This window comes from Ruegeria sp. O4, from assembly GCF_056535125.1.
Window position 1 is genome coordinate 32,986 of sequence record NZ_JBQERO010000009.1, and the last position, 26,599, is coordinate 59,584.

Annotated in this window: 28 protein-coding genes; 17 read left to right on the plus strand and 11 right to left on the minus strand. The window is 57.6% G+C overall.

Features of this window, described 5'->3' with window-relative positions:
* Window positions 1–40 precede the first annotated feature (40 nt).
* Complete coding sequence (locus ACR0J7_RS11745) at window positions 41–2,215, plus strand: transglycosylase domain-containing protein (protein ID WP_480870592.1); 2,175 nt, start codon at window positions 41–43, stop codon at window positions 2,213–2,215.
* 73 nt (window positions 2,216–2,288) lie between these two features.
* On the opposite strand, the gene leuB is transcribed toward ACR0J7_RS11745, so the two are convergent.
* The gene (leuB, locus tag ACR0J7_RS11750) at window positions 2,289–3,392 is read right to left on the minus strand and encodes a 3-isopropylmalate dehydrogenase (RefSeq protein ID WP_209507247.1); all 1,104 of its coding nucleotides are present in this window, start codon (window positions 3,390–3,392) and stop codon (window positions 2,289–2,291) included.
* Between the two features lie 91 nt (window positions 3,393–3,483).
* Here leuB and ACR0J7_RS11755 point away from each other — a divergent pair, with 91 nt between their 5' ends.
* Window positions 3,484–4,011 carry a redoxin domain-containing protein gene (locus ACR0J7_RS11755; RefSeq protein WP_480900063.1) on the plus strand — a complete coding sequence of 176 codons (528 nt, stop codon included), beginning with the start codon at window positions 3,484–3,486 and terminating at the stop codon, window positions 4,009–4,011.
* Between the two features lie 3 nt (window positions 4,012–4,014).
* On the opposite strand, the gene ACR0J7_RS11760 is transcribed toward ACR0J7_RS11755, so the two are convergent.
* A complete protein-coding gene (locus ACR0J7_RS11760; RefSeq protein WP_209599231.1) occupies window positions 4,015–4,908 on the minus strand; it encodes a LysR family transcriptional regulator in 894 nt (297 codons plus the stop codon).
* An 84-nt stretch (window positions 4,909–4,992) separates the two neighbouring features.
* On the opposite strand from ACR0J7_RS11760, the gene ACR0J7_RS11765 reads away from it, so the two are divergent.
* Window positions 4,993–5,895 (plus strand): Rossmann-fold NAD(P)-binding domain-containing protein, encoded by a 903-nt coding sequence (locus tag ACR0J7_RS11765; protein ID WP_480773957.1) that lies wholly within the window; start codon window positions 4,993–4,995, stop codon window positions 5,893–5,895.
* Here ACR0J7_RS11765 and ACR0J7_RS11770 read toward each other — a convergent pair.
* Together ACR0J7_RS11770 and ACR0J7_RS11775 are read right to left on the minus strand one after the other, a co-directional pair.
* Complete coding sequence (locus ACR0J7_RS11770) at window positions 5,892–6,920, minus strand: endonuclease/exonuclease/phosphatase family protein (RefSeq protein WP_480914373.1); 1,029 nt, start codon at window positions 6,918–6,920, stop codon at window positions 5,892–5,894. The two genes, ACR0J7_RS11765 and ACR0J7_RS11770, sit on opposite strands and share 4 nt — an antisense overlap.
* Window positions 6,917–7,747 carry a hypothetical protein gene (locus ACR0J7_RS11775; RefSeq protein ID WP_480914375.1) on the minus strand — a complete coding sequence of 277 codons (831 nt, stop codon included), beginning with the start codon at window positions 7,745–7,747 and terminating at the stop codon, window positions 6,917–6,919. The genes ACR0J7_RS11770 and ACR0J7_RS11775 overlap by 4 nt, the downstream gene beginning before the upstream one ends.
* A gap of 105 nt (window positions 7,748–7,852) precedes the next feature.
* Here ACR0J7_RS11775 and ACR0J7_RS11780 point away from each other — a divergent pair, with 105 nt between their 5' ends.
* Window positions 7,853–8,056 carry a hypothetical protein gene (locus tag ACR0J7_RS11780; RefSeq protein ID WP_480914377.1) on the plus strand — a complete coding sequence of 68 codons (204 nt, stop codon included), beginning with the start codon at window positions 7,853–7,855 and terminating at the stop codon, window positions 8,054–8,056.
* A 24-nt stretch (window positions 8,057–8,080) separates the two neighbouring features.
* Here ACR0J7_RS11780 and leuD read toward each other — a convergent pair whose 3' ends face one another.
* The 4 genes from leuD to ACR0J7_RS11800 are packed head-to-tail and all read right to left on the minus strand — an operon-like array spanning window position 8,081 to window position 10,934.
* Complete coding sequence (gene leuD, locus ACR0J7_RS11785; RefSeq protein ID WP_480773959.1) at window positions 8,081–8,686, minus strand: 3-isopropylmalate dehydratase small subunit; 606 nt, start codon at window positions 8,684–8,686, stop codon at window positions 8,081–8,083.
* A 41-nt stretch (window positions 8,687–8,727) separates the two neighbouring features.
* Entirely contained in the window at window positions 8,728–9,270 is a 543-nt protein-coding gene (locus tag ACR0J7_RS11790) for an HdeD family acid-resistance protein (RefSeq protein ID WP_209507240.1), read from the minus strand.
* Window positions 9,271–9,307: 37 nt separating this feature from the next.
* Window positions 9,308–10,711 (minus strand): 3-isopropylmalate dehydratase large subunit, encoded by a 1,404-nt coding sequence (gene leuC, locus ACR0J7_RS11795; protein ID WP_480900059.1) that lies wholly within the window; start codon window positions 10,709–10,711, stop codon window positions 9,308–9,310.
* Window positions 10,712–10,754: 43 nt separating this feature from the next.
* Window positions 10,755–10,934, minus strand: a complete 180-nt coding sequence (locus ACR0J7_RS11800; protein WP_480914379.1) for a hypothetical protein — start codon at window positions 10,932–10,934, stop codon at window positions 10,755–10,757.
* Between the two features lie 32 nt (window positions 10,935–10,966).
* Here ACR0J7_RS11800 and ACR0J7_RS11805 point away from each other — a divergent pair, with 32 nt between their 5' ends.
* The 4 genes from ACR0J7_RS11805 to ACR0J7_RS11820 all read left to right on the plus strand — a co-directional run bounded on the left by ACR0J7_RS11805 (window position 10,967) and on the right by ACR0J7_RS11820 (window position 13,845).
* A complete protein-coding gene (locus tag ACR0J7_RS11805; protein ID WP_480914381.1) occupies window positions 10,967–12,319 on the plus strand; it encodes a mechanosensitive ion channel family protein in 1,353 nt (450 codons plus the stop codon).
* 164 nt (window positions 12,320–12,483) lie between these two features.
* A complete protein-coding gene (gene rsfS, locus ACR0J7_RS11810) occupies window positions 12,484–12,843 on the plus strand; it encodes a ribosome silencing factor (RefSeq protein WP_209599225.1) in 360 nt (119 codons plus the stop codon).
* Between the two features lie 44 nt (window positions 12,844–12,887).
* Window positions 12,888–13,358 (plus strand): 23S rRNA (pseudouridine(1915)-N(3))-methyltransferase RlmH, encoded by a 471-nt coding sequence (gene rlmH / locus ACR0J7_RS11815; protein WP_480914382.1) that lies wholly within the window; start codon window positions 12,888–12,890, stop codon window positions 13,356–13,358.
* Window position 13,359: 1 nt separating this feature from the next.
* Entirely contained in the window at window positions 13,360–13,845 is a 486-nt protein-coding gene (locus ACR0J7_RS11820; protein WP_480914384.1) for a flavodoxin family protein, read from the plus strand.
* 3 nt (window positions 13,846–13,848) lie between these two features.
* Here the strand turns inward: ACR0J7_RS11820 and ACR0J7_RS11825 are convergent, their stop codons facing one another.
* Together ACR0J7_RS11825 and ACR0J7_RS11830 are read right to left on the minus strand one after the other, a co-directional pair.
* Window positions 13,849–14,196: a hypothetical protein gene (locus tag ACR0J7_RS11825; RefSeq protein ID WP_480900095.1), complete on the minus strand. Its 348-nt coding sequence runs from the start codon at window positions 14,194–14,196 to the stop codon at window positions 13,849–13,851.
* A 35-nt stretch (window positions 14,197–14,231) separates the two neighbouring features.
* Entirely contained in the window at window positions 14,232–14,942 is a 711-nt protein-coding gene (locus tag ACR0J7_RS11830; RefSeq protein WP_480507274.1) for a DUF599 domain-containing protein, read from the minus strand.
* Between the two features lie 80 nt (window positions 14,943–15,022).
* Here ACR0J7_RS11830 and ACR0J7_RS11835 point away from each other — a divergent pair, with 80 nt between their 5' ends.
* From ACR0J7_RS11835 to ACR0J7_RS11865, 7 genes are all read left to right on the plus strand, one after another.
* Window positions 15,023–16,462, plus strand: coding sequence for an FAD-linked oxidase C-terminal domain-containing protein (locus ACR0J7_RS11835; RefSeq protein WP_480900055.1), 1,440 nt, complete (start codon window positions 15,023–15,025; stop codon window positions 16,460–16,462).
* Between the two features lie 49 nt (window positions 16,463–16,511).
* The gene (locus ACR0J7_RS11840; RefSeq protein WP_480773965.1) at window positions 16,512–17,612 is read left to right on the plus strand and encodes an FAD-binding protein; all 1,101 of its coding nucleotides are present in this window, start codon (window positions 16,512–16,514) and stop codon (window positions 17,610–17,612) included.
* A 4-nt stretch (window positions 17,613–17,616) separates the two neighbouring features.
* A complete protein-coding gene (gene glcF / locus ACR0J7_RS11845; protein WP_480773966.1) occupies window positions 17,617–18,930 on the plus strand; it encodes a glycolate oxidase subunit GlcF in 1,314 nt (437 codons plus the stop codon).
* 120 nt (window positions 18,931–19,050) lie between these two features.
* Window positions 19,051–19,842, plus strand: a complete 792-nt coding sequence (locus tag ACR0J7_RS11850; protein ID WP_480900053.1) for a trypsin-like serine peptidase — start codon at window positions 19,051–19,053, stop codon at window positions 19,840–19,842.
* Window positions 19,839–20,654 carry a trypsin-like serine peptidase gene (locus ACR0J7_RS11855; RefSeq protein ID WP_480914387.1) on the plus strand — a complete coding sequence of 272 codons (816 nt, stop codon included), beginning with the start codon at window positions 19,839–19,841 and terminating at the stop codon, window positions 20,652–20,654. The genes ACR0J7_RS11850 and ACR0J7_RS11855 overlap by 4 nt, the downstream gene beginning before the upstream one ends.
* 122 nt (window positions 20,655–20,776) lie before the next feature.
* A complete protein-coding gene (locus tag ACR0J7_RS11860; protein ID WP_209599221.1) occupies window positions 20,777–21,244 on the plus strand; it encodes an Hsp20 family protein in 468 nt (155 codons plus the stop codon).
* A 170-nt stretch (window positions 21,245–21,414) separates the two neighbouring features.
* Window positions 21,415–22,341 carry a DMT family transporter gene (locus ACR0J7_RS11865; RefSeq protein ID WP_480914389.1) on the plus strand — a complete coding sequence of 309 codons (927 nt, stop codon included), beginning with the start codon at window positions 21,415–21,417 and terminating at the stop codon, window positions 22,339–22,341.
* Window positions 22,342–22,509: 168 nt separating this feature from the next.
* Here ACR0J7_RS11865 and ACR0J7_RS11870 read toward each other — a convergent pair whose 3' ends face one another.
* On the minus strand, window positions 22,510–23,985 hold the full coding sequence (locus ACR0J7_RS11870) for an NAD-dependent succinate-semialdehyde dehydrogenase (protein ID WP_480587288.1): 1,476 nt from the start codon (window positions 23,983–23,985) through the stop codon (window positions 22,510–22,512).
* 286 nt (window positions 23,986–24,271) lie between these two features.
* Here ACR0J7_RS11870 and ACR0J7_RS11875 point away from each other — a divergent pair, with 286 nt between their 5' ends.
* Window positions 24,272–25,351: a coiled-coil domain-containing protein gene (locus ACR0J7_RS11875; RefSeq protein ID WP_267365200.1), complete on the plus strand. Its 1,080-nt coding sequence runs from the start codon at window positions 24,272–24,274 to the stop codon at window positions 25,349–25,351.
* An 86-nt stretch (window positions 25,352–25,437) separates the two neighbouring features.
* A complete protein-coding gene (locus ACR0J7_RS11880) occupies window positions 25,438–26,556 on the plus strand; it encodes a hypothetical protein (RefSeq protein WP_480773968.1) in 1,119 nt (372 codons plus the stop codon).
* Window positions 26,557–26,599 lie beyond the last annotated feature (43 nt).

Below are 26,599 nucleotides of genomic sequence, written 5' to 3' on the forward strand. Positions count from 1 at the left end.
GGTATGGTGACCAAAAAGTATAACCGGGCAGAGTTTGAGCATGACTGAGTCCAAGCGCCGCAAGCCGACATTGGTCGCGGATAGACGGTACCCTTCAAAGGGCCGAAAACCGGCGGCGACCAAAAGCGCGGCGGGCAAGAAATCGACGGCGCGCAAAACGGCCACGCGCAAAACCACACGCAGGAAAACCCGCAAGTCATCAGGGGGCAAAGGCGGGGGTATCTTTCGTCGCTTGTTCCGATGGATCTGGCGGCTGATCTGGGGCTTGACCTGGCGTGTCGGTGCGGTTTCGGCCATGCTGCTCGCGCTGGCGGTGGGTATCGTTTACGCAACCTTGCCGGATGTGGATGCCTTGCTAGATGGGCGCGCGCGGGGTTCCGTGACCTTGCTGGATCGTGACGGCAAGGTCTTTGCCTGGCGTGGCGATCAGTTTGGTGGCGTGATCACAGCCGATACCGTGTCTCCACATCTGAAAAACGCGGTTGTCGCAACCGAAGACAAACGATTTTACCGGCATTTCGGGGTCAGCCCGCGTGGTGTCGCCAGCGCGGTCAGCATCAACCTGAAAGAAGGCCGAGGGCCTTTGTCCGGGCATGGCGGATCGACGATCACGCAACAGACCGCGAAACTGCTGTGTCTGGGTGTTCCCTATGATCCCGGCGATTGGGATTCCGAGGCCGCGTATGAGGCCGACTGCCGTCAGGGCTCCTTGTGGCGCAAGGCCAAGGAGGCTGTCTATGCGCTGGCAATGGAAGTGAAATACTCCAAGGACGAGGTCCTGACGATCTACCTGAACCGCGCTTTTCTTGGCGCAGGCGCGCGTGGGTTCGAAGCCGCAAGCCAGCGCTACTTTGGAAAATCTGCCGCCGAGGTTTCGCCCGCAGAGGCCGCGATGCTGGCTGGTCTGCTGGTTGCGCCTACACGCTATGCGCCGACCAACAACCTGCAACGGTCTCAGGATCGAGCGCGGCTGGTGATCGGTCTGATGGAGGATCAGGGATATCTGACCGCCGCACAAGCCAGCGAAGCGCGTACGCGCCCGGCGCAACTGTCTGAAGCTGCAGCTGCCCGAGCGGGCGGCTATTTCGCAGATTGGGTTGTTTCGGAACTTCCCAGTTATTTTGGTGATAACACAACCGAAGATGTTGTGATTCAGACGACTTTGGATCAGCGGATTCAGCGATCGGCGGAAGAGGCTTTGCAATTCATCTTTCAGGAAAAGGTGCGCGAAGGCTCCAAGGCGCAGGCGGCCATCGTGGTCATGTCCGCGGACGGAGCGGTGAGAGCCATGGTCGGCGGCCGAGAAACACGGGTTGCCGGGGTGTTCAACCGGGCCACCATCGCCAAGCGCCAAACCGGTTCGTCCTTCAAACCTTTTGTCTACGCTACCGCGCTGGAACTCGGCTATTCGCCGCTGGATACGGTGATGGATGAACCTTACTGCGTGGACATTCCCGGGTCCGGTCAATGGTGCCCCAAGAACTATACCAACAAGTACTACGGGCGCGTGTCACTGGCGGATGCGTTGAAGAACTCGCTGAATATTCCGGCGGTGAAAGTTGCCGAGATTTCGGGTTTGGATAACGTCCGCACCGTGGCCAGTGGTTTTGGCATTGCCAGCGATCTGGCGCAAGGTCCGGCCTTGGCGCTGGGCGCGTCGGAAAGCACGCTGATTGAGATGACGGGGGCTTATGCAGGTATTCTGAACGGCGGCTCTGCCGTTGAACCTTATGGCCTGACCGAGTTGAAGCTACTGGGTGATGAAGCACCTGTCATGGTTACGACAACCGGTATCGGTGAACGGGTGATTAACGACGCGGCTGCCAAACAGCTGACATGGATGATGGAACGTGTGGTGTCCGAAGGCACAGGTGGACGGGCCAAGTTGCCCGGCTGGCAGGTGGCGGGCAAAACGGGCACAACCCAGGCGGCGCGGGATGCATGGTTCATCGGATTTACTGCGGATTACGTAACCGGTGTTTGGATGGGCTACGACGACAACACGCCCCTATCTGGTGTGACCGGCGGAGGTTTGCCTGCGGAAATCTGGAGAGAAACCATGCTGCGTGTCACCGAAGGGATGACACCGACACCCTTGCCGATGATGGCACCAGCGCCGCCGGTTCAGGTCGCACAGCCACAACCGCGTCGAAAGCGCGGAGGCTTTGCCGATGATATCAACAATCTGCTGAAGAATATTTTCGGCGGAAACTAGTGCCGTCTTTGATGGAAAAACGAAAAAGGCGGTGCATCGGGCACCGCCTTTTGTCATTTCGCTGTTTCGTGTTTCAGACGCTGGCATCCAAGGCCGCAAGGATCGCGTCGCCCATTTCAGTGGTTGATACGGGCTGAACGCCCTCATCTGCAAGCAGGTCGCCGGTGCGTACACCATCGGCCAATACTTTCTCGATCGCGGCCTCCAGACGATCCGCTTCTTCGCCCTGATCAAAGCTGTAGCGCAGGGCCATAGCAAAGCTGAGGATACAGGCGATCGGGTTGGCTTTGCCCTGACCGGCGATATCCGGGGCCGAGCCATGGACGGGTTCATACATTGCCTTGGGCCGACCATTAGCCATCGGCGCGCCCAGAGAGGCCGAAGGCAACATGCCCAGCGACCCGGTCAGCATCGCGGCGCAGTCGGACAGGATGTCACCGAACAGGTTGTCGGTCAGGATCACATCAAACTGTTTCGGTGCGCGCACAAGCTGCATCGCGCCGTTGTCGGCGTACATATGGCTCAGCTCAACTTCGGGGTAGTCCGCTGCGACGCGGGTGACGACTTCGCGCCACAGGATGCCCGATTCCATCACGTTGGCTTTTTCCATTGAGCACAGCTTTTTGTTGCGGCGCATTGCCAGTTCAAAAGCCGAGCGCGCGGCGCGTTCAATCTCGGATTCGGTGTAACGCTGGGTGTTGATGCCGACGCGTTCGTTGCCTTCCTCGAAGATGCCGCGCGGCTCACCGAAATAGACGCCCGAGGTCAGTTCGCGCACGATCATGATGTCGAGACCGGCAACGATGTCTTTCTTCAGCGAAGAGAAATCGGCAAGCGCGTCAAAACACTGCGCGGGGCGCAGGTTCGAATACAGGTCCATTTCCTTACGCAGGCGCAGCAGGCCACGCTCGGGTTTCAGGCTGAAATCCAGATCGTCGTATTTCGGACCGCCGACAGCGCCCAGCAGAACCGCGTCAACCTCTTGCGCTTTTGCCATGGTCTCATCGGACAGAGGCTTGCCGTGGGCGTCATAGGCGGCACCACCCACCAGGTCCTCGCTCACGTCAAATTGAAGACCACGATTGGCACCGAACCAATCGATGATTCTGCGCACTTCGGCCATAACTTCTGGGCCAATTCCGTCTCCGGGCAGGATGAGGAGCGAGGGGTTGGGCATGAAGGGTCTCCTTGCGTTTTGTTGCACAGGCCCTAGCGTCTGCGCAGCATCGGGTCAATGAGACAGACCTGTCAAAACACAAGGAAAATACATGCTGACACCTGGAAATCCGGTTCCTGCACTGAAAATTGAAACCGTCGCCCATGGCGGTTTCGACCTTGAGACCAACAAGGGCGAAAACGGAACGCTGGTGATTCAATATCGCGGATTGCATTGCCCGATCTGCATCAGACAGATGACCGAGGCCGAGGCGGCGCTGGACGATTTCGCGGCGCTGGGTGTCGAGGTTATCATGATCACCACCGATACCGCCGAACGTGCCGCTGAAACCGCCGCAAAAGCCAATGTTTCCCGCTTACGCGTAGGCCACAGCCTGCCCCTGTCTGAGGCGCGGGAGGGTTGGGGGCTGAACATCTCGACCAAGCGCGAAGGCAGTGCCGAACCAGACCTGTTCGCAGAGCCCGGACATTTCTACATCGCACCTGACCGGACGCTGTACTATGCTTGGCGACAGACCACGCCTTTCGGTCGCCCGTCGATGTCGGATATCGCGGGTGGTCTGAAGTTCACGTTGGGCAATAACTACCCGGCGCGCGGAACGTATACGGGCCCTCTTTGATCCTCAGAGGCTGGCCTTGAGCCCTTCTGCCAGCAAATCCCAGACCCTGCGGATACGTGGGGTCTGGCGCATGGCCTGCGGCGCAGCCAACCACACGGGCAGAACCGGGATTTCAACATCCAGCGGCAAGATTTCGACATCCGGGTCGGCTTCGGCCATCTGGACCTGACTGAAGCCAATGCCGCATCCCGCGCGGATCAGTTCCCAATAGGCGCTTTGCAGATCGCAGCGGGTCGCAAAACTGTTGCGGCTTGCGGGCCATCCTTTTTCGCGCATGGCCTTGATGATTTCCTGATTGGCGTCAAACCCCACAAGGTCGTGGGAAAAAAGTTCCTCGGGTGTCTTGGGGCGTCCCTTACGGTCGAGATAGGACCTGGCCGCGCAAAAGCATAACGGCACCTCGCCCAGATAACGCGAAATGATATCCATCTGCGCGGGGCGATACATGCGAACGGCAATATCTGCCTCGCGGTATAACAGGTTTTCCGTGGTATCGGTGGCGACCAGCTCAAGTTGAATGGCGGGTTCCTGCCTTCGGATATTCGCCAGAATCGGAGGCAGCAGATGATGCGACGCGAAGACCGAAGCGGTGATGCGGACCGAGCCTTCAAGCTGCTGCGACTGCCCTGCGGCGGCAAGGCTGAAGGCAGTCATGGCGCTGTGCATTTGCTGCGCCATCGGCAAGAGCTGGGAACCTGCCACGCTTAGTTTCAGGCCGCGCGCGTGGCGGTCGAACAAGGATACGCCCAGTTCGGTCTCAAGGCTTTGTACTTGCCGCCCCAATGTGGGTTGGCTGCGATCAAGGTGCCGAGCAGCGGCAGACAGGGATCCTGTTTCGGCCACGGCCAGAAAGCTTTGGATCAGAGACCAATCCGCATGCGTCAGTGCTTTATCCATTCATAATTGAATACACATTCTACATTTCCCGGCAATTCCATACGTGCATTGAATGGATAGATTGGTCCGAAACAGGAGGTTTCAATGACACAAACTGCTCTGATACTCGGCGCGTCGGGCCGGTTTGGGCGTAATGCTGCAAAGGCGTTTCGGAATGCGGGTTGGACCGTGCAGACATTCCGTCGCGGGTCCGATTCTCTTTCCCAGGCGGCAAAAGGGGTGGATGTCATCGTAAATGGGTGGAACCCGCTCTATCCTGATTGGTCGCGTGAAATGCCCGACCTGACCAGACGTGTGATAGATGCCGCGTCCGAGACCGGAGCCACCGTACTGGTTCCAGGCAACGTCTATGTGTTTGGAGCGGACACGCAAGGCCCATGGTCCGGGAGTACACCGCACTTGGCCACCAATCCGCTTGGCCGCATCCGGATCGAGATGGAGGAGACGTATCGCGCCTCAACCGTCCGTACGATCCTTCTGCGTGCGGGTGATTTCATTGACACCGAGGCATCTGGAAACTGGTTCGATCAGGTCATGATCAAGCATCTGTCGCGCAATCAATTCGTGTATCCCGGAGATCCAGAAGCTTTGCACGCCTGGGCCTATCTGCCTGATTTGGCCCAAGCTGCCGTCGCGCTGTGTGAAATTCGAAAGGATCTGCCGCGGTTCTGCGATGTTCCTTTTGCTGGCTACACTCTGACCGGAACTCAGATCGCGCAGTCTTTGACGAGAGTGACCGGACGCGACATATCCGTGAAGCCGATGCAATGGTGGCCATTGCAGCTGGCGCGACCATTCTGGCGCATGTCTTCACACCTGATTGAAATGCGGTATCTGTGGCAGGTGCCACACCAGTTGGACGGATCGTACCTGACCGAGTTACTGGGTTCTGAGCATCAGACCGATCTGGATGATGCATTGCGTTCTGCAATCTCACCTAACCTGGTGACTTTGTCCTATGCGACCCCAGAGTCGATCATGCCTTAAGGCAGGGTGACGTCAACCCAGACCAATCGGTGCCTGCTGGCACGTAGGGCAGATTCGTAAAGCTTGTTGCCTTTTTCCGGCCACGTCACACCGGCATCCGAAATGCGCAGGTCGGCGGACGGCAACACATAATCCACGCGCATTTCACCCGTGGCCTTCCAAGCGACCGATGAGGTCGAGCCTGAAGGGTCTTTCGGCAGCGGGTCTTGCAAACGGGGATGGGTCAGAAGGGACTGAATGGCCTGTTTACGGCCCTCTCCACGCGTTGGATCAAGGTTGGCATCGCCGGCGATCACAAAGGCACCTTCGGGGACTGGCTCCAGTTCACCGTTCAATATTACGGACCAGAGCCGGATCTCATCCTGATTGCGCAACCCGTTTCGATCCTCGGGCCCATCGAAAACGGGCGGCGCCGCATGAAAGGTCATGAGATTGAGCCGCCCATACGGGGTTTCGATCGGTACAACCCAATGTGCAGTCGAAGACAAGCGTTGTATCTGATGTGCCGCGTCAGACGGGAAGGGTTGCCCGTTTACGCCAGGCAGGGTGGCGCCCGGTAAACTGCGCCACAACAGCGCAGAATAATCCTGAACCTCAGCTGTGATAATTTCGTATCGTGATAACACCGCCAGCCCACCTTGACCTGTGAACTGGCCCCAGCCTTGGGCGTCGCCGGGGCCTTGGGCCTTGCTATCGCCGTCCAGGTCAAGCGAGGTTTCCAGCCCGGCATTGGGTTGTGTGGCAAGGTAATATCCGTAATCAAGCCCCGCGTTGCGCAGTTTCCCGGTCAGGGCTGTTACAGCGGTATTGTTCAGGTCCCAGTCGATACCCTGAAGGGCGATGATGTCAGGGCGCGCGGCTAAGATAACGTCGACAACGGCCAGAACTTGCGCGTCATCGCGTTGAATGTCGCGAACCAGTAGGCCGGGACCTTTTCTGCTGAGCTCGGTATTATAGGTGGCGATACGCACGACCTCTGCCTGTGCCGCAAAGGGCAACAATAGCAGACATAGGATGCGGATCATGCGGCCTGTGTTGACTCGCTGGTCGAATAGGCGCGGCGTTTTTCCATGATCAAGCCCGCGATCCTGAGGGTCGCCATGCCGCGCATGATCATGCTGGCGGGCAGGAAAGCCCATGCGCTCATGGTCCAGATCAACGTCTGTGGGTTCCCGAGAGAGATCGGGGCGATCACACTGCTCATCAACTTGATGATCGCCGGAATGAGGAATGGCAGCAGAATGCCGATACAGATGTTAAGTCGGCCATCCCTTTGAAGGCGCGTAACGACATCGCCCCCTTTGGTCGGGTCAAACAGCGGCAGGTTTGTCCACACATTGAAGGCGCCATTTCCGGTTGGCCATCCCCGAACCCTGACCGCATAGGCAAAGCTGACAATCGTGGCCAAAGCCGCGACATAAGCCACGCTGGCCGTGATGCGAACCAGTTCGATCAGGGCGTGGCCGGCATCCGGGGGCAACATCAACACGATGAGGCGCACCGGAGAATAGGGGAAGTCCACCACATTTGCGACAGCCAAACCAACCGAATAAGAGAACGTGGTCAACTGCGTTGGTTCAAAAGCGTTTTTGCAGATCAGCGTCAGAAAGGTGACCATCGACATCAGGCCGACAAACCGAAGGCGATTGACCGGGGGCGCGTCGCGGAATTCGATAAAGCTGGGAAAGGCGGAATTGTATTCGGCAAAGGTCAGGATAAACGCGAGGATCGCGAGAAAGACCAGTATCTCGGTCCCGTTCGTAGATGAGACAGGCAGGTACAACGCAGGTGTCAGCACCAAAAGTGCAACAAGTATACCGCGTATCGCCGCCCCTGTTGTGCGCGCAATCACTATCCGAACCCTTTTTCAAACCGGATCAGCCGATCTTTGTCGACTTGTTTCCAACTTGTGCCCGTCGCTTCGTCTGACGTTGACGGATGCCTCTTTAGCGCCAACATGAACGATAAGCGGCATTTTGCTCAAGCCGAGGTGCAGAAAACACGGGATTTCGGGCAAAAAGATGGCGCAACTGGTGCGGTATTGCATCATTTTCGACGCAAATCCGACGTGTATCTCAAATTGATACCCACATGTTGTGGTTTGCGAAAAATCGACCCCAAGAATGCGAGCGGGGCCGCCTTGGCGACCCCGTCAGGTTGAGTATCCACAGATTCGTCCCCAGAATCACACCCAGGGACGGGCCTGACTGGCGTGATCCTCGAACTTGTCGATGTGATGATCTTTTTCCATCGTTAGCCCGATATCATCCAGACCATTCAGCAGGCAGTGCTTGCGGTGAGGATCGATTTCGAAATCGATCACGACGCCGTCCGATGTGGTGATCTGCTGGTCTTCCAGATGTACGGTCATGCGGGCGTTTTCGCCTTTATGCGCATCATCCATAAGGATCGCGTGGTGTTCTGCCTCGACAACGATCGGCAGAATGCCGTTCTTGAAACAGTTGTTGAAGAAGATGTCGGCAAAACTGGTCGAGATCACGACCTTGATGCCGAAATCCTTGATCGCCCAGGGCGCATGTTCGCGTGAGGACCCACAGCCGAAGTTGTCGCCTGCAACCAGAATCTCGGCCTCGCGATAGGCAGGCTTGTTCAGGATGAATTCTTCATTCTCCTGACCGTCATCGTGATAGCGCATCTCGTCGAACAGAACGACGCCCAGGCCGGACCGTTTGATTGTTTTCAGGTGTACTTTCGGGATGATCATATCGGTGTCGATATTGATCAGCGGCATTGGGGCGGCCACCCCGTGGACTTTTTCAAACTTATCCATGTTCACACTCCTGCGGGAGAGGGCCGCGCCCAGACCCCGCGTTAAGCTTGTTTCGTTTCTTTTGGTGCGTCCTTGACGAAGAACGCCATGAAGACAAGGCCGAGCCCGTTAAAGATCATCTCGATCCCCAGCAGGATGCCCAGCAATTGCAGCAGCACCGAAGGATCCATCGCGGCAAAGCGCCAGATCAGGATCGCCAGAACAATCGACATGATGCCCGAGACCAGCGTCGCCCAGAAATACTGTGTTCCGCGCATCTGGAACGACAGGATCACGCGGGCAATGCCGCCAGCCATGAACAGGATCAGGCAGACGGTTGCCAGTGTCAGCGTTCCTTGCAGTGGGTGATCCAGAAAGGACCAGCCCAGAAACAGCATCACGACACCCATGATAAGTGACAGTATCTTGTTGCCGGTCCCTTCAACTGTGAAGCCGCCAACAACCTGCAATGCGCCCGAAATCAACAGCAATACACCTGTGACCACCGTCACGGTAATTGATGCCACGACCGGTGCGCCCAGCACAAAGATGCCGAACACGATGGACAGAAGTCCAAGCAATAGCCATTTTGTCCAGTCACTCATGTCTTCAATCCCTCAAATATCCAGTTATGAGGGTAGCTTACATCATTTCACGAACGTCTGTCAGCCGTCCTGTGATTGCCGCTGCGGCGGCCATTGCCGGGCTTAGCAGGTGGGTACGCCCGCCCCGGCCCTGACGGCCTTCAAAGTTGCGGTTTGAAGTCGCGGCGCAGCGTTCACCCGGTTGCAACTGGTCGGGATTCATCGCCAGACACATCGAACATCCTGCCAGACGCCACTCGAAACCGGCTTCTTTGAAGATATCCGCCAGACCTTCTTCTTCGGCCTGCGCGCGGACGAGGCCCGAGCCCGGAACGACCATGGCGCGCATGCCGTCCTTGATCTTTTTGCCTTTCAGAATCTCGGCGGCGGCTCGCAGGTCCTCGATCCTGCCGTTGGTGCACGAGCCGATAAAGACGGTGTCGATCTCAACTTCGCTCAGCTTCTGGCCGGCTTTAAGCCCCATGTATTCGATGGAGCGGCGGGCTGCGTCGACTTTGCCACCTTCGAAATCCTCGGGGTTCGGGACGGTTGCGGTGATCGGCAGAACGTCCTCGGGGCTGGTGCCCCAGGTCACGACCGGCGCGATATCTTCGCCGCGCAGAGTGATGACCTTGTCGAAATGCGCGTCTTCGTCGGTGTAAAGGGTTTTCCACCATGTCAGAGCCGCTTCCCACTGCGCCCCTTTCGGCGCGTGCGGGCGGCCTTTGACATAGTCGAACGTTGTTTCATCCGGCGCGATCAGACCAGCACGAGCCCCGCCTTCAATCGCCATGTTGCAGACGGTCATGCGTCCTTCCATCGACAGATTACGGATCGCTTCGCCGCAATACTCGATGACATAGCCGGTACCGCCAGCGGTGCCGGTCTCACCGATCACAGCCAGAGTGATGTCCTTGGCGGTCACGCCCGGTTGCAACTTGCCGGTGATTTCCACCTTCATGTTTTTGGACTTCTTCTGGATCAGCGTTTGCGTGGCCAAAACATGCTCAACCTCGGACGTTCCGATGCCGTGGGCCAGCGCGCCGAAGGCACCGTGGGTCGCTGTGTGGCTGTCGCCGCAGACAACGGTCATACCCGGCAGGGTCCAACCCTGTTCCGGTCCAACGATGTGGACAATGCCCTGGCGCACGTCATTCACCGGGTAGTAGTGAATGCCGAAATCCTTGGCGTTCTTGTCCAGCGCCTCGACCTGAATGCGTGATTCCGGGTTTTCGATCCCATTCACGCGGTCCGGTGTGGTCGGCACGTTGTGGTCCGGTACAGCGATGGTTTTTTCCGGCGCGCGCACTTTACGGCCTGCCATGCGCAGCCCTTCAAATGCCTGCGGGCTGGTGACTTCGTGCACCAAATGGCGGTCGATATAAAGCAGGCAGGTTCCATCATCGGCTTCGTGCGCGACATGGGCATCCCAGATCTTGTCATAGAGTGTCTTGGGGGACATCGGTCCTCTCCCGTATGTAATGAGAAATAGCTGGCGAGTTGGCTCAGGCGACGGATAGGCGCGCCAGAACCGTGCGGGCAGCGCCAAAGAACCGTTCACGCAAGCGCGCGCGATCTTCCAGATTCTGAAGTTGGGCCACATTGAGTCTCATGCGGTTCAGATATACCGCGCCCTTCCGGCAATCAAGGTTCAAAACCAGTGTCAGGCTTGCATCGCCCTGCATTGCTGTTCAAGCTGACCCCGCAGGAGACGTGCATGAACCAAGACCTGATCCCAAGTACGCTGACCGACCTCTATAACAACATGGTTGCGGCTTTTTCCGCGCAATTCGAGAGGCTGCTTGATCTGATCGTCACGCCGGGCTGGCGACAATATCAACTGCTCATCATCCTGTTGCTGTGGGCGCTGGCTTTGCTGCTGAAATTCCTGACCCAGTCTAGATGGGATGCCTGGGCTCGTTCGCGCACGGGATGGCCGAAATGGCGGCTGCGGGTTCTGGTGCAGCTGATGCGACGGTTGGCGCTGGTCTACTTCATCCTGCTTTCGTGGGCATTGTATCTGACCATGCAGCAACTCACTTGGCCGTCGCGAAGCTATATCATAGGGGTGATAGCTACGTTGGCGGCGGCGTGGCTGGCGATAGCACTGGTCGCGAGACTGGTCCAAAACCGCACACTTCGCCGGATTTTCAAGTGGGCAATGTGGATCTACGCAACGCTTGTCGCGCTGAATCTGACGGATGATGTCGCGGGTTTTCTTGACGGTGTCGCGATTTCCATTGGGGACCTGCATATTTCGGCTCTTGGGATTCTCAAGGCAACTTTGCTGATTGGCATCCTGCTGACACTGGCCCGTATCGGCACGCGCGCAGCCGAACGCGCATTGCAAAGCAATGACGACATAACTCCGTCCATGCAGGTGCTGCTGTCAAAAGGCATACAGGTTCTGCTTTACGGGGCAGTCTTTATGGCTGCGATCCGAACGTTGGGGTTCGATCTGACCGGCATCGCGCTTTTGTCTGGCGCCATCGGCGTGGGTATCGGGTTCGGTTTGCAAAAAGTAGTGTCGAACCTGATATCGGGGATCATCATCCTGATGGACCGCTCGATCAAGCCGGGCGATGTAATCTCGTTGGGGGATACGTTCGGTTGGATCAATGCACTTGGCGCGCGATATGTGTCGGTCGTAACACGGGACGGGCGCGAGTACCTGATACCAAACGAAGATCTGATTACCAACCAGGTGGTGAACTGGTCGCATTCCGACCGGTTCGTGAGATTGGATCTGGATTTTGGTACCAGCTATGACGACGATCCGCATAAGGTGCGCGCAACCGCAATCAGGGCGGTAAAGGCGGTTGCCCGGGTCCTGAGCGGCGGCAAACATGAACCGGTTTGCCACATCACCGGGTTTGGTGACAGCAGCGTGGACTATGTGCTGAGGTTCTGGATCAGCGACCCGACAAAGGGGCTGACCAATATCCGGGGCAATGTCTATCTGGCGCTTTGGGACGCATTCAAGGAAGAAGGTATCTCGATCCCCTTCCCACAGCGCGAGATCCGACTGTTATCGGACGGCGCAACTGCGCAACAGATCATCACAGAGTAAGCGTCTGTGTGCGCCCTGCAGCGTACATTCATTGAAATGTTGCATTCCCCTTGCTACCTTATTAGTACCCCGGCGCCGGGGTTTCACGGCGCGCAGCAAAGGAGGACTATGTCCTGTCTCTACATACACAGGCGGGTTTGCCCGCCGATGATGGGGTCAACATAATGGCCCACTCTCAGTCAATCAGCGACAAGCTGCTTGAACGAATCCTTTCCTCACTTTCCGATGACAAGGCCGAAGACGTCGTGCAGATCAACCTGCAGGGCAAGTCATCGGTTGCGGATCACATGGTGATTGCCTCGGGTCGGTCGACCCGTCAGGTGTCGGCCATGGCGGAAAAGCTGACGGATCGCATCAAGCAGGAATTCGGTTTCACCTCGAAGGTCGAAGGCAAGGACACCGGCGACTGGGTGCTGATCGATACGGGCGACGTCATCGTCCATATCTTCCGCCCCGAAGTGCGTGAATTCTATCAGCTGGAAAAGATGTGGCTGCCTCAGGGCGGCAGCGCCTCGGCGAACTGAGGCGCTATCCCGGCCTGCATTAACAGGCCGGAGGCGAGAGAGACATGCGTATCAGCATAGTTGCGGTCGGGCGATTGCGCGCCGGACCCGAGAAGACACTGCTTGACGATTACCTGACCCGATTTGACCGGACCGGCCGTGCGCTGGGCCTTGGGCCTGCGCAGGTGATCGAGGTTGAAGACAAGAAAAACGCAGGGATGGCAGCCGAAGCCGCGCTGCTGCGTAAGGCCCTGCCCAAAGGGGCAGTGTTGTGCACGCTGGATGAACGGGGGCGTGTCATGTCCTCGCCCGATTTCGCGAAAAAGCTGGGTGATTGGCGCGACGCGGGTCGGCAGGACCTGGCATTTGTGATCGGTGGTGCGGATGGAATTGACCCGGTTCTGCGGACCGAGGCGGATTTTTCCATTTCATTCGGGTCGATGGTCTGGCCCCATATGCTGGCCCGTGTGATGCTGGCCGAGCAACTTTACCGGGCCGCGACCATTCTGTCAGGTGGCCCCTATCACCGGGTCTGACATGGCGCAGCTACTGATTGTCTACCACTCGCGCACAGGCGGTGCCCGGCAGATGGCCGAAGCCGCGGCCGAAGCCGCGCGAGGTGAGGCTGACACAAAGCTTATGCCAGCCGATCAAGCCTGGCCGGAAGATCTGTTGGCTGCCGATGGCTACATCTTTTGCGCGCCTGAAAATCTGGCGGCAATTTCGGGTCTGATGAAGGAATTCTTCGACCGCTGCTACTACCCGGTGCTGGGCAAAATAGAAGGCCGACCCTATGCGCAGATGATTTGCGCGGGATCGGATGGCGAGAATGCCGCCCGTCAGATCGCACGGATAGCCACTGGTTGGCGATTGAAAGCTGTTCAGCCTCCGCTGATCATCTGCACCCATGCGCAAACGCCCGAGACCATTTTGGCCGAAAAGACAATCCCGCAAGACCAGCTGGATCAATGCCGCGAGACAGGAGCCGCTTTGGGTGCGGGTCTGGCCATGGGAATTTTCTGAGGGTCAATCCAGGTTAACCACTGTGGTGCCTTCATTCCATCCATCGACGATGCACCGTGCCTGAATTTGCACCTGTGTCATGCCATCGGGAATGACCACCCCGCCCAGAGAGCGGGTAAAGGGTTGTTCGGTTTCGTGAGGATGGAGCAGGACGCGCATTCCCAACTCGTTTCCATCCATATCCAGAACACGCCAGCCATCGGCGTAATGATCCCAACCCGTATCGGGATGCCGGATCGTCACATCGAACCGCCATGTATCACCGTTTGCACTGGTGCGGACCTGTTCGATTGTTGGCGGGTCGGCAAGGGCGGGGCTCGCCAACATGGCGCAGAGAATCAAGTATCGCATCGCACCAGTGTAACCAGTGGGATAGCGCATCGGTATCACGTATCCGTGCTAGCGGCTCGGGCCATCAGTATTTCCCGGGAGTGTGAGGCGAACTCGCGCCGATACAAGACGCCAAACGTGACCGCTGTACCCAAAATGAGCGCGACAGGTCCAAGAAACCATGCCAACGACGCCAGTGCAAAATAAGTGGCGCGCAGACCACGGTTGAAGCTGCGCGCGGCGGTGACACAGATCTCAGCCGCCTGACCGGCGCGGGGATAGGTTTGCGGGTCTTCGGGGTCATTGGGAACTGCAGCCATCAACACGGCGCAGTATCCGAAAAGGCGGTGCGCCCAGACATATTTCAGAAATGCGTTGGCCAGCAGCAATACGACGAAAAGGATTTTGATCTCCCAGACCATTGCCGGGACACTGCCGATGGCAAGGTCAATTGCGACGCCTGCCAGTCTTTCGGTATTGCCCAGCAGGGCCAGCCCGCCCCCGATGGCAATCATCGTGGTCGACGCGAAAAATGTACTGCCCTGCCGCATGGCCGCCACGACTTGCGCGTCGAACATGCGCGGTTGGCGGGTCACCATCTCGCGCATCCATTCGCGCCGATAATCGTCCATCATAAGGGCTACGGATTGCCTCTGCGGTGACGGATGTTCAATTTTCCACCCAATCCACAGCCAAGCAACCAGCAGCAGAAGCAGCGATGCATAGTCCAGAGGGGCAAAAAGAGCGGCACGTTCGATCCAGGTCATGACCGCGACAGTAAGGCCGGGCATGGGAACTTGCCAGCGCGATAAATTGGTAATATTACTTTACCAAAAGGAGGAGCGCCATGGAGATGCCAAAGCCAAGCCCGGATGTTCTGAGCCGGAAATCTGCGCTTGTTGCGCGGCTGTCGCGGGTTCTGCCCGAAGAGGCGATCATCCACGACCCCGCCGAAACCCGCGCTTACGAGTGTGACGCCTTGACGGCTTATAGATGCCCGCCAATGCTGGCCGTGCTGCCGTCAAGCACACAGCAGGTTTCGGATGTTCTGCGCATTTGTCATGACGAAAACGTGCCTGTGGTGCCGCGCGGCGCGGGCACTTCACTGGCCGGTGGAGCCTTGCCGACCGCGGATTGCGTCATTCTGGGCGTCGCACGGATGAATGAGGTGTTGGAAATCGACTATGACAACCGCTTCATCAAAGTACAGACGGGTCGCACCAATCTAAGCGTTACCGGTGCGGTCGAGGAAGAGGATTTCTTCTACGCCCCCGATCCGTCTTCACAGCTGGCCTGTGCCATTGCTGGCAATATCGCGATGAACTCGGGCGGAGCGCATTGCCTCAAATATGGGGTAACAACAAACAACCTGTTGGGCGTGACCATGGTCATGATGGACGGCAGCGTTGTCGAAATCGGTGGTGCGCATCTGGATGCACCAGGTCTGGACCTGTTGGGCGTCATATGTGGGTCCGAAGGTCAACTGGGTGTGGTGACCGAGGCCACGTTGCGTATTCTTCGCAAGCCCGAGGGCGCACGACCGGTCCTGATGGGTTTTAATGACAATGAGGTTGCGGGGCAGTGTGTCTCGGACATCATCCAATCGGGCATATTGCCGGTCGCGATCGAGTTCATGGATACATTGTGCATCAGGGCCTGCGAAAACTTTGCCCATGCCGGGTATCCCGATTGCAACGCGCTGCTGATCGTCGAAGTGGAGGGGTCTGACGCTGAAATAGATTTTCAGCTTTCGAAAATCATCGAGATAGCAAAACGCCATGACCCGGTTGAATTGCGCGAAAGCCAGTCGGCCGAGGAAAGCGCCAAGATCTGGTTGGGTCGGAAATCTGCATTCGGTGCCATGGGACAATTGAACGATTACATGTGTCTGGATGGCACGATCCCGGTGTCAGCCCTACCAACCGTTCTGCGTCGTATCGGAGAATTGAGTGGGGAGTTTGGGTTGCCGGTCGGAAATGTGTTCCACGCGGGCGACGGAAATATGCATCCGCTGATCTTGTTCGATGCCAACAAACCCGGCGATCTGGAAAAATGCGAAGCTTTTGGGGCAGAGATTCTGAAGCTGTGTGTTGACGAGGGCGGCTGTCTGACTGGGGAACATGGTGTGGGGATCGAAAAGCGGGATCTGATGTCTCATCAATATTCACCTGCCGATCTTGAGGCGCAGATGGCGGTTAAGGACGTTTTCGATCCCAAATGGCTGCTGAACGCGGCCAAAGTGTTTCCGCTCGACGTGTCGGAGCCGCGGCGTATGGCTGCAGAATAAGGGGGCGCTGCCCCCTTGCCCCCGGAGTATTTTGGAAAAGATGAAGCCAATGAGACCTGAGACTGAGGCCGATCTGGCAAAGCTGGTGGTCGGGTTAGAAAACCCTGTACGCATTGTCGGAGGCGGGACGCGTGGAATTGCCAGCCCGTATGCGGAAATCGAAACCGGAGCTTTGCGCGGTATTACGCTATACGAACCCGGGGCGCTGACCCTTGTTGCACGGGCGGGGACGCCCTTGGCCGAGATCACGGCGACGCTGGAAGCAGAGGGCCAGCACCTCGCGTTTGAGCCGATGGATCATCGCGGATTGCTGGGGACACAAGGTGAACCGACCATTGGCGGCGTCGTCGCGGCCAATATTTCGGGCCCGCGACGGATTCAGGCCGGGGCCTGCCGGGATTTTCTGCTGGGGGTACGCTATGTCGATGGGCGCGGGCAGGTGATCAAGAACGGTGGCCGCGTCATGAAGAACGTCACCGGGTACGATCTGGTCAAATTGATGGGCGGGTCCTGGGGTACTTTAGGAGTTTTGACCGAAGTTTCGCTGAAGGTGCTTCCAAAACCGGAACGGGTGGCAACATTATCTGTTGGGGTCCGGGAAGCTGGAACTGCGGTTCGGGTTCTGTCCGCTGCGCTGAGATCGCCGTTCGAAGTAACGGGGGCCGCGTATGATCCCGACGCCGGGAAAGCCCTGCTTAGGGTCGAAGGCTTCACGGACGCGGTCGCATATCGCACAGGCAAGTTGGCGGCTGAACTGTCCCGGTTTGGAGAGATTTCAGAGGAAGCGGATGCAGACACGCTGTGGGCTGGTATCCGCGATGCTCATCCGTTTCAGGGGCAGGACGGGGATGTCTGGCGGCTTTCAGTAAAACCCGGAGATGCGGCCGAAGTTTCAGCGCGTGCCGAAGCGGATCAGTTGCTTTTCGACTGGGGCGGTGGGCTTGTCTGGCTGCGCGTCCCGAAAGGTACGGATCTGCGCGCGCGTCTAGGTGTGTTTTCTGGCCACGCGACACTTGTACGAGCGGATGCAGAAACAGTCGCGCGACTGGGGCGTTTTCAACCGGAAAACGTGGCCGTCTCGAGCCTGACAAAGGGGTTGCGCGCTAAGTTTGACCCACGTGAATTGTTTAATCCGGGGCTGATGGGATAGGTTTATGCAGACATCATTCTCAGAACGGCAGCTGCAAGACCCGGCAACCAAGCGCTCGAACGAAATTCTGCGCAATTGCGTCCATTGCGGATTCTGCACGGCGACTTGTCCGACCTATCAGGTTCTTGGCGACGAGTTGGACAGTCCGCGCGGGCGCATCTATCTGATCAAGGATATGCTCGAAAACGAGCGGCAGCCCGATGAAAAGACGGTCAAACATATCGATCGGTGCCTGTCCTGTCTGGCTTGCATGACCACTTGCCCATCAGGTGTGCACTATATGCATCTGGTCGATCACGCGCGGGAATATATCGAGGCGAATTACAAACGCCCTTTGGCGGATCGTATTTTGCGTTGGGTTCTGGCACAGATCCTGCCCTATCCGATGCGCTTTCGCTGGGCGCTGATCGGGGCGAAACTGGGTCGCCCGTTCCGGTTTTTGATGCCAGATGCCCGTTTGCGTGCCATGCTGGACATGGCGCCCAAGAACATTCCGCCGGTCAGCCGTAACGATGACCCTCAAAGCTTTGCGCCCGAAGGCGAGCGGAAAATGCGGGTGGCGCTGATGACGGGCTGCGCACAGAAAGCGCTGAATACTGACATTAATGACGCCACGATCCGTCTGCTGACCCGGCTGGGATGTGAGGTTGTGGTGGCTGAGGGTGCAGGATGTTGTGGAGCGCTGACCCATCACATGGGCAAGGTGAAAGACAGCCACGCAGCCGCAATCGCCAATATCAGGGCCTGGATTCGCGAGATGGACGGCGGCGGATTGGACGCCATCGTGATCAATACCTCAGGCTGTGGGACGACGGTCAAGGATTACGGGCATATGTTCCGGAACGACGCGCTCTCGGTCGATGCTGCGCGGGTCTCGGGTATCGCGATGGATATCAGTGAGCTGGTTATGAAGCTGAGTCTACCCGAACGGCGTGATCAGGACCTTACAGTTGCGTATCACGCAGCCTGTTCGCTGCAGCATGGGCAGAAGATCAAGACCTATCCCAAAGACCTTCTGAAACGTGCCGGGTTCAAAGTGGTCGAGCCTGCCGACAGCCATTTGTGCTGCGGTAGCGCAGGGACTTACAACCTGATGCAGCCGGAAATCTCGGGTCAGTTGAAGCAGCGTAAAATCAGGACACTTGAGGTCAAGAAACCTGATATCATCGCAGCAGGCAATATCGGTTGCATGATGCAAATCGGGTCCGGCACCCAAGTGCCAGTCGTTCATACGGTCGAGTTGCTGGATTGGGCAACAGGGGGGCCGAAACCACCCGCGTTGCAACGGGCAGGAGATTCTGTTCCTATTTTGCGATAAGCCACTCTGATGCCGCCCCGCATCATTTCCTCAGGAAATTCACCTGGACTCCGATCGCCCTATTTTTGCCCAACGTGACACGTAGGACAAAAGCCTCAGAGTGAGTCCCCGGAGACCCGAGTGCGCAACTGGATTAAGGCGATTGTTCTTTGTGCTTTGCCGATGACGGCTACAGCACAGGACACTAGGCTGGAAAGCCTGGAGACCTCGGATTCCGGGCGCGAATGGATGGCTGTCGGGCGTCTGGATATTGCCGGAAAAGGGTTCTGCACCGGAACGCTTGTGTCGCCAACCCTTGTGCTGACAGCGGCGCACTGCCTGTTCGACAAGGTGTCCGGGCAGCGGGTGAACCCGTCCGATATCGAATTTCTGGCCGGGTGGCGGCTGGGGCGTGCTTTGGCTTATCGAACGGCAAGACAAGCTGTAATTCACCCGGATTATCAATTCAGTGCCGAGTCGTCGACGGACCGTGTCGGCGCGGATGTCGCCCTGATCGAGCTTTGGCAGCCGATCCGCAACACATCGGTCATTCCGTTTGAATCAGGAGATCAGCCGCGCCGGGGTGCGGAAGTGGGCGTGGTGTCTTATGCACATGACCGCTCAGAAGCGCCATCGTTGCAACAGGTTTGTTCGGTCATGAACCGGCAGGCAGGCGTTATGATCATGTCTTGCGACGTCGACTTCGGGTCTTCAGGAGCACCGGTTTTTTCTTTTACAGGCACGCGCCCTCAGATCGTGTCGGTTGTGGCGGCAAAGGCCAGCATGGATGGCCAGAGCGTTGCGATCGGGACTGCGGTTGAACATTCGCTGCAATTGCTGCGCGACGAGCTGTCTGCCGGGCACGGATTTGGATTGTCGACCTCCGGTTCGGGGACGGGCAAGAACGTCGGTGCAAGGTTTGTCCGACCATGACCAAGGTCTTCATAAGTCTGCTTTTGGGCCTGAGTGTTCTGGCGACCGCATCCCATGCGCAAGCCAACAAACGCAAGCTGACAGACCGGGACGACCTTTACGGTTGGGAAGCAATCGGGCGGCTGGATGTGCGCGAAGAGTCCTATTGCACAGGTACTCTGATCGCGCAGGACATGGTGCTGACCGCTGCCCATTGTGCTGTCGACCGCCGTACCGGGGAAACATACGCGCCCGAAGACATCACGTTTCGTGCGGGTCTGAGCAACGGCAGCGCGTTGGCCGAGCGTCAGATTACGCAAATTGCCGTTCTGCCCGGCTACGCTTCAAATAACCCGCTTTCGCACGAAGGCGTTCGGATGGATGTCGCCCTGATGCGGCTGAATGAGCCCATCCCGTATTCGATTGCCGATCCTTTCGTGTTGCACAGCGGGCGAGTTTCGGGAAACGAGATCAGCATAGCCTCGTATGGGCGCGGACGATCCGAGGCGATCACGCGGGAAAGGTCGTGCCGCGTATTGGATCGCAGGCAGGGCCTGATCACTTTTGATTGCGACGTCACCTTCGGGTCTTCCGGATCCGCCATTCTGGCAAAAAACGGCTCGCGCTGGCAGGTTTTGTCCGTGGTTTCAGCGGTAGGCACGAACGGTCGCAGAAAGGTGGGGTTCGGCATGGAGCTTGACGAGATAGTGGCCGAACTCAAGTCTATCATGCGGCGCGATGCGCCAAAACCAACGGCTACGATCCGCCGGTTACAGGCTGGGTCCGGCACGTCCGGGTCTGGTGCGAAATTCATCAGCTCCGGCGGGGGTTGAACTCGGTCAAATCGCTTCCCATGTCACTGATATCGGATCGCCACAACGGGGTCCGTCATTAACATTGGTCCGTCCAGCCGGAGGGCCAGATCGTGAATCGCTCAAGACTGAGGATATGACACATGCGTACATTTGATTTTGCACCGCTGCACCGCGCCACCATTGGCTTTGACCAGATCGCCGACATGATGGATCGCGTTCTGACCAATGATGTGGCACAGCCAAGCTATCCGCCCTACAACATCGAAAAAACCGATGTCGACACGTACCGTATCTCGGTGGCCGTCGCTGGTTTTTCGGAAAGCGACCTGTCCGTTGAAGTGAAAGAAAACTCGCTGGTTGTTGCCGGTAAGAAGGCATCCGAGGACAAGAGCCGCAGCTATCTGCATCGCGGCATCGCAACCCGCGCGTTCGAGCGTCGTTTTGCGCTGGCTGATCACGTCCGTGTCACCGGCGCAAGCCATGAAAACGGAATGCTGAACATCGACCTGAAGCGCGAAGTGCCCGAGGCACTGAAACCGCGCCGGATCGAAATTACCTCGGCCAAAGCCATCGAAAAAGATGTTGTTGACGCCAAGGCCGTGAACTGAGGCTTTGAAAGCCTAGCGGCAGTCTCCTCCTCCCGGGCTGCCGCAACACCCGCGCCCCGCGTTCCTCCAGACGCGGGGCGTTGTTCTTTGATGAAAGCGCCTTTGCACATCAAAGCGTCGGCCCGGTAAACTCGGCTACACTCGTCGTGAACCTGTGCTAGAACTTGCAGATGTCGACGGCATCCACGCAGACCAGACCGGCTATTCCCCAATCGCTTGCGGTTGTTGGCGTACTTTTCGCATCAGTCTGTTTCGGGCTTGTTCCCTATTTCAGCAGGGGATTGACCGAGCAGGGCGTCGCACCTTTCGCCGTCGCATTCTACCGCTACATCGTTCCGGCGGTTTTGTTACTGCCAGTTCTCGTCGTACATCGAAAAGCCTGGCGCGAGATTTGTTGGGGTCTTGCGGTCGGAGTGGTGATGGGGCTTGGCTGGATCGGATATGTCACAGCCCTAAAGACACTGCCCGCATCGACGGTGGGCGTGCTCTATATGACATATCCGGTTTTCACGTTGATCATTGCGTGGGTCTTGTTCGCCGATACACCCACAAGGCGCGCGTTTCTTGCGTCTGGTCTCATCATTCTGGCTGCCATCATAGCAGGCTCGCCAGCATCCGTTCCGGTCGAGCACATTCCTACGCTTCTAATCTCTCTGGCAGCGCCATTTGGTTTTGGCTTCGGGATTTCTGTTCTGGTCCACAGGTTGTCACGAATTGCGCCACTTGCACGTATCGCCTCGGTGTCTCTGGGATCGGTTCTTGGGCTTTTGCCTTTGATGCTGAATGCAGACGTTTCCACGCTGTTTCCTGAAGGTCAGTCCGAATGGGTTCTGATCATTGGAATTGGGTTGGTCACGGCGCTTGTGCCGCAGCTTGTTTACACGATCTGTTCGCCGCTGATCGGAGCTTCTCAAACTGCGGTTGTCGGAAGCATTGAATTGCCCACAATGTTTGCAGTCGGGTTCTTCGCGTTTGGAGAAGCAATCACAACTGCGCAAGCCATAGCCTGTGCCTTGGTCATAGGGGCGATTGCAATCACCAGAAGTCGGGTGACGCGCACCGTAACGACCGTGATAACGAAAGAGGGAAAGACTTAAGCTTGGGATCGGATCAGGCCTAGAGGAAAAGTCCCCACGAAGCTTGCCCGCGGGGAATTCATGCTTGGTGAAATTGGGTCATTGCCCAGCCGTCACCGGCCCGTTTGACCGGAACAACGCCTTGCCTGTGGGCAGAATGGCCACCGCCCCAAGGCGATGGCCGCCAGATCAGACCGACATGCAGACGTATTTCATCTCAAGATAGTCTTCCATGCCGTGGTGGCTGCCTTCGCGACCCAGACCGGATTGCTTGACGCCGCCGAACGGGCCCAGCTCGGTCGAGATGATGCCGGTGTTCACGCCGACAATGCCATATTCCAGCGCTTCGGCCACTTTGTAGACGCGGCTCAGATCTTTTGCATAGAAATACGAGGCCAGGCCAAAGATCGTGTCATTCGCCATTGCGATCACGTCATCTTCATCCTCGAACTTGAACAGCGGGGCTAGCGGGCCAAAGGTTTCGTCCTGCGCCACCATCATGTCCTGAGTCACTCCGGTCACGATGGTCGGCTGAAAGAACGTACCGCCCAGATCGTGAGGCAAGCCGCCGGTCAGAACAGCGCCGCCCTTGTCCGTGACATCCTTGATATGCTCTTCCACCTTGGCGACCGCATCGGCATTGATCAGCGGACCGGTTGTGGTGCCCTCGGCCAGACCGTCGCCGATTTTCAGGGCTTCGACCGCCGCTTTCAGTTTGGCAGCGAACGCGTCGTAAACACCGGCCTGTACATAGATGCGGTTGGCGCAGACACAGGTCTGGCCGTTATTGCGGAATTTGCACAGCATCGCGCCTTCGACGGCTGCATCCAGATCGGCGTCATCAAACACGATAAAGGGTGCATTGCCGCCCAGTTCCATCGAGCATTTCATGACCTGATCAGCAGCTTGCCGCAGCAGGATACGCCCCACCTCGGTCGAGCCGGTAAAGGTCAACTTGCGCACACCGGGGTTTTCGCAGAACTCCTTGCCGATCTCGCTGGCCTGGGATGAAGGCACCACGTTGAAGACACCAGCTGGCACGCCGGCTTGTTCCGCTAGAAGCGCCAGAACCAGCGCGGACAGTGGCGTTTCTGCCGCCGGGCGGGCAACAAAAGCACACCCCGCCGCCAGCGCAGGTCCTGCCTTGCGAGTGATCATGGCGTTGGGAAAGTTCCAGGGTGTGATCGAAGCCGCCACACCAATGGGCTGTTTCAGTACCATGATCCGTTTGTCGCGCTGATGCCCGGGGATGGTCTCGCCATACACCCGCTTGGCCTCTTCCCCGAAAAATTCGATGAAGGAGGCACCATAGCCGATTTCTCCGATGGCCTCAGCCAGTGGTTTGCCCTGCTCCGCGGTCAGGATCTTGCCCAAATCTTCGGCGTTCTCCATCATCAGGTCGAACCAGCGCCGCAGGATCACCGCTCGTTCCTTGCCGGTCAACTTGGCCCATTCCTTTTGCGCGGCTTCGGCCTGTGCAATTGCTCCGGCGACTTGCGCTCGGCTGACATCGGCCACTTTGGCCACCACATCGCCCCGGGCCGGGTTGGTCACGTCGAAAGTTCCGTTGTCACCGTCCACCCACTGACCACCGATATAGGCTTTGGTTACAAGCAAGTCAGGATTCTTCAGAATTGATTTCAGATCGGTCGTTGCGTCCAGCATGTCATTCTCCGCGCAGAAGTTGAGTTGCCGCACCCAATCAGGTGTTGAGGGCTTTGTCTATGTCCACCGATGCGGGTCGATCAGCCCAGATTTGATCAAATTATTTTCAGACCCAATCGTTGCAGCATAGTCGCAGCGTTGAGTTCTACGTCAGGTTGCGATCACGTGGCTTTCCTTTCCACCCCAAGTTTGCCAGAGTTTGCGTGATTTTTGGACTCAAGGGGATGTAAATGACCGTAACATTCCCTATCTTATTGGGTAATTAAAGAAAAAAAGGACAGCAGAGATGTCGAACCAGCAATTCGAAGCGCTTATCAAAGAAACGCAAACGAAAGTGCGCGAAAGCCAGTCGCAGATTGAGGGGCTGACCTCGCGGATCGAAGCGGCGCGGGCCAAGATTGGAACGGCCGAGGCCGATATCGACATCGAAAATGCCACGCTTGAGGATGTTCACGCCCATACTGAGGTGATGAACGCCAACATCGCCGAGCTGATCATGGGTCTGGACGATGTTACCAACGCGTTTTCCAAGGATTTCGACGAGATGCGCTCGAAAACCGGGTGGGAGTCGTTTGTCGGCATCTTTTCCAAGGGAAAATCCGAGTCGCTCCGGCAAGAGCGGATGCGAACGGCCAATATCGACGACAAATTGCAGGACCTGATCGCCAAATCCGATGTGATCGTGAAGCTGTTGCAAGGGCAGCTGACTGTGCTGGAAGAGCAACGCGTAAAGGTCGAGGATAACCTGACAGGCACGCTGGACGATCGCGAGGCAACCGTGGCCGAACTGGAAGCACTGCGGGCCGAGATCCAGGGCATGGACCCGGCGATTATCACGCTGGAAAACAAGATCAGTGTCGAACAGGACGCCGCCGCGCGCACCCAGCTGGAAACTCAGCTGGCCGAGCTGAACAAGCAATACAACGCCAAGGTTCAGGAAGAGCAGGTCAAGTTGGCCAAGTCTCAGACGCTGGAGCGTTATATCGAAAAGGGTAAGACCTGGGTCGATTCACTGCAGAACCAGGCGGCGACGCAGATGGTGCTGATCAACAAGCTGCAGACAGACACGCAGCAGCGCGTGGTGCTGTATGACGCCCTGACCAAATCGCTGAAAACCGCGCAGCAGCAGGACGTGGCCCACCGCATCAACGAGATCGGTGTGCAGACGGACCAAGAGGCGCAGACGGCGATGGCCGCCATCGGCACCGCGACCAACCAGAAGATGGCCGACATGCTTGAGGCACACGAGGACCACATGGTCTTTGCTCGCGACGTGCTGGAGAAAAAGGCCAAGGCGGATGAACGCTTTGCCCGCCGGTTTGCCTCGATTGTCGAGAAGCATGATAAGAATTTGTATGGGGGATGAGGTGGTTCAACCTCTAATCTCGGAAGTTCTTCTTTTGCCTTGGCGGTTTCAGCAATGCCGCACAAACGGGTGTAATAAATCTGCCAATGAGTAACCCCACCAAAGACCATGTTGGCCTGACCGACACTTTCGCCTCGCGCCGGTATTTCCGCAAATTCGAGGTGATCACCGTCCACCTGTTGCGCGTGGCGGCGACGATGGAGGCCGAGGGCGCGATTAGCAAGCAAGAGGTGCGGATCGTGTCGCGCTACCTCTCGGGGCTGCTCTACACCTTTCGCGCGCTTAGCATGAAATACCTGCTGGTTGGGCGCGATACGGGGCGGTTCTTTGGCAGCCTCGCCATGGACAAGCGCGACAGCGGGTTTCCGGTGGCTGCCGAGTTGCTGACCATGGCCAATGACGCGCAACAGGCGCAGGTGCATTTGGCGAATATGCCCTCGGAAGATGACCTGAAAACCGACATGGTCCGCACGATCATCGGCGACCGGGAAATTCCAACCAAGCTGCAATTTGCGCTGTCGCAAAGGCTTTATTACGAAGAGTTGCTTAAGGGTCAGTTGTTCTGGGCCCGCAACGATCCCGAATGTCACTGGATCGGGAATGAGGGCGAGCGGCGCAAGTTCTTGATCCACTGGGCGGTCTATGACAGTCAGGTCAACCTGCCCGTCATCTATCTGATGCAGCTGGAGGACACAGGCAAAACCGCCCTGCCCAAGGACCAACGCCGCTGGCCCGAGGTGCAGGCACATCTGATGGCGCAATCGCTGGGCGGTCTGAAATTGGTGACCATCGCCAAGGGCTTTGATCAAGATTTCGATGACCTGCATCCCAAACACCTTCGTCGAATCCATGTGGGGCCGATGTATTCCTCGGCCTATACCGAACAATCCGGCCCTTTGCGGCAGGTGTTGGAGGATGCGCAATCTCCGCAAGGGCAGGATTGGGCGCTGGCCTGGACAACCGAAGAGCTGCACAGCGAAGAGGTCATCGAGGAGCGCGCGGGCTGGTTTTCAACTGTCGAGCGCGAGGTCTTTGCGCTGGATCCTTTCGGCGGGCAGGGGGCCGAAACCGGCGCCACCCGCACCCAACGGTCGATCATCCTGCCACAGCGCCCGTTTCAGGTGCTGGCCGAACGTAACCCGCCGGGGTTTGCAGATGTGCGCAAGTTCGTCGTCAGCAATGCCGGGCAGGTATTGAGGTACTAATTTTCGCCTTCGGCGAGAGTATTTTTGAAAAGATGAAGCAAGG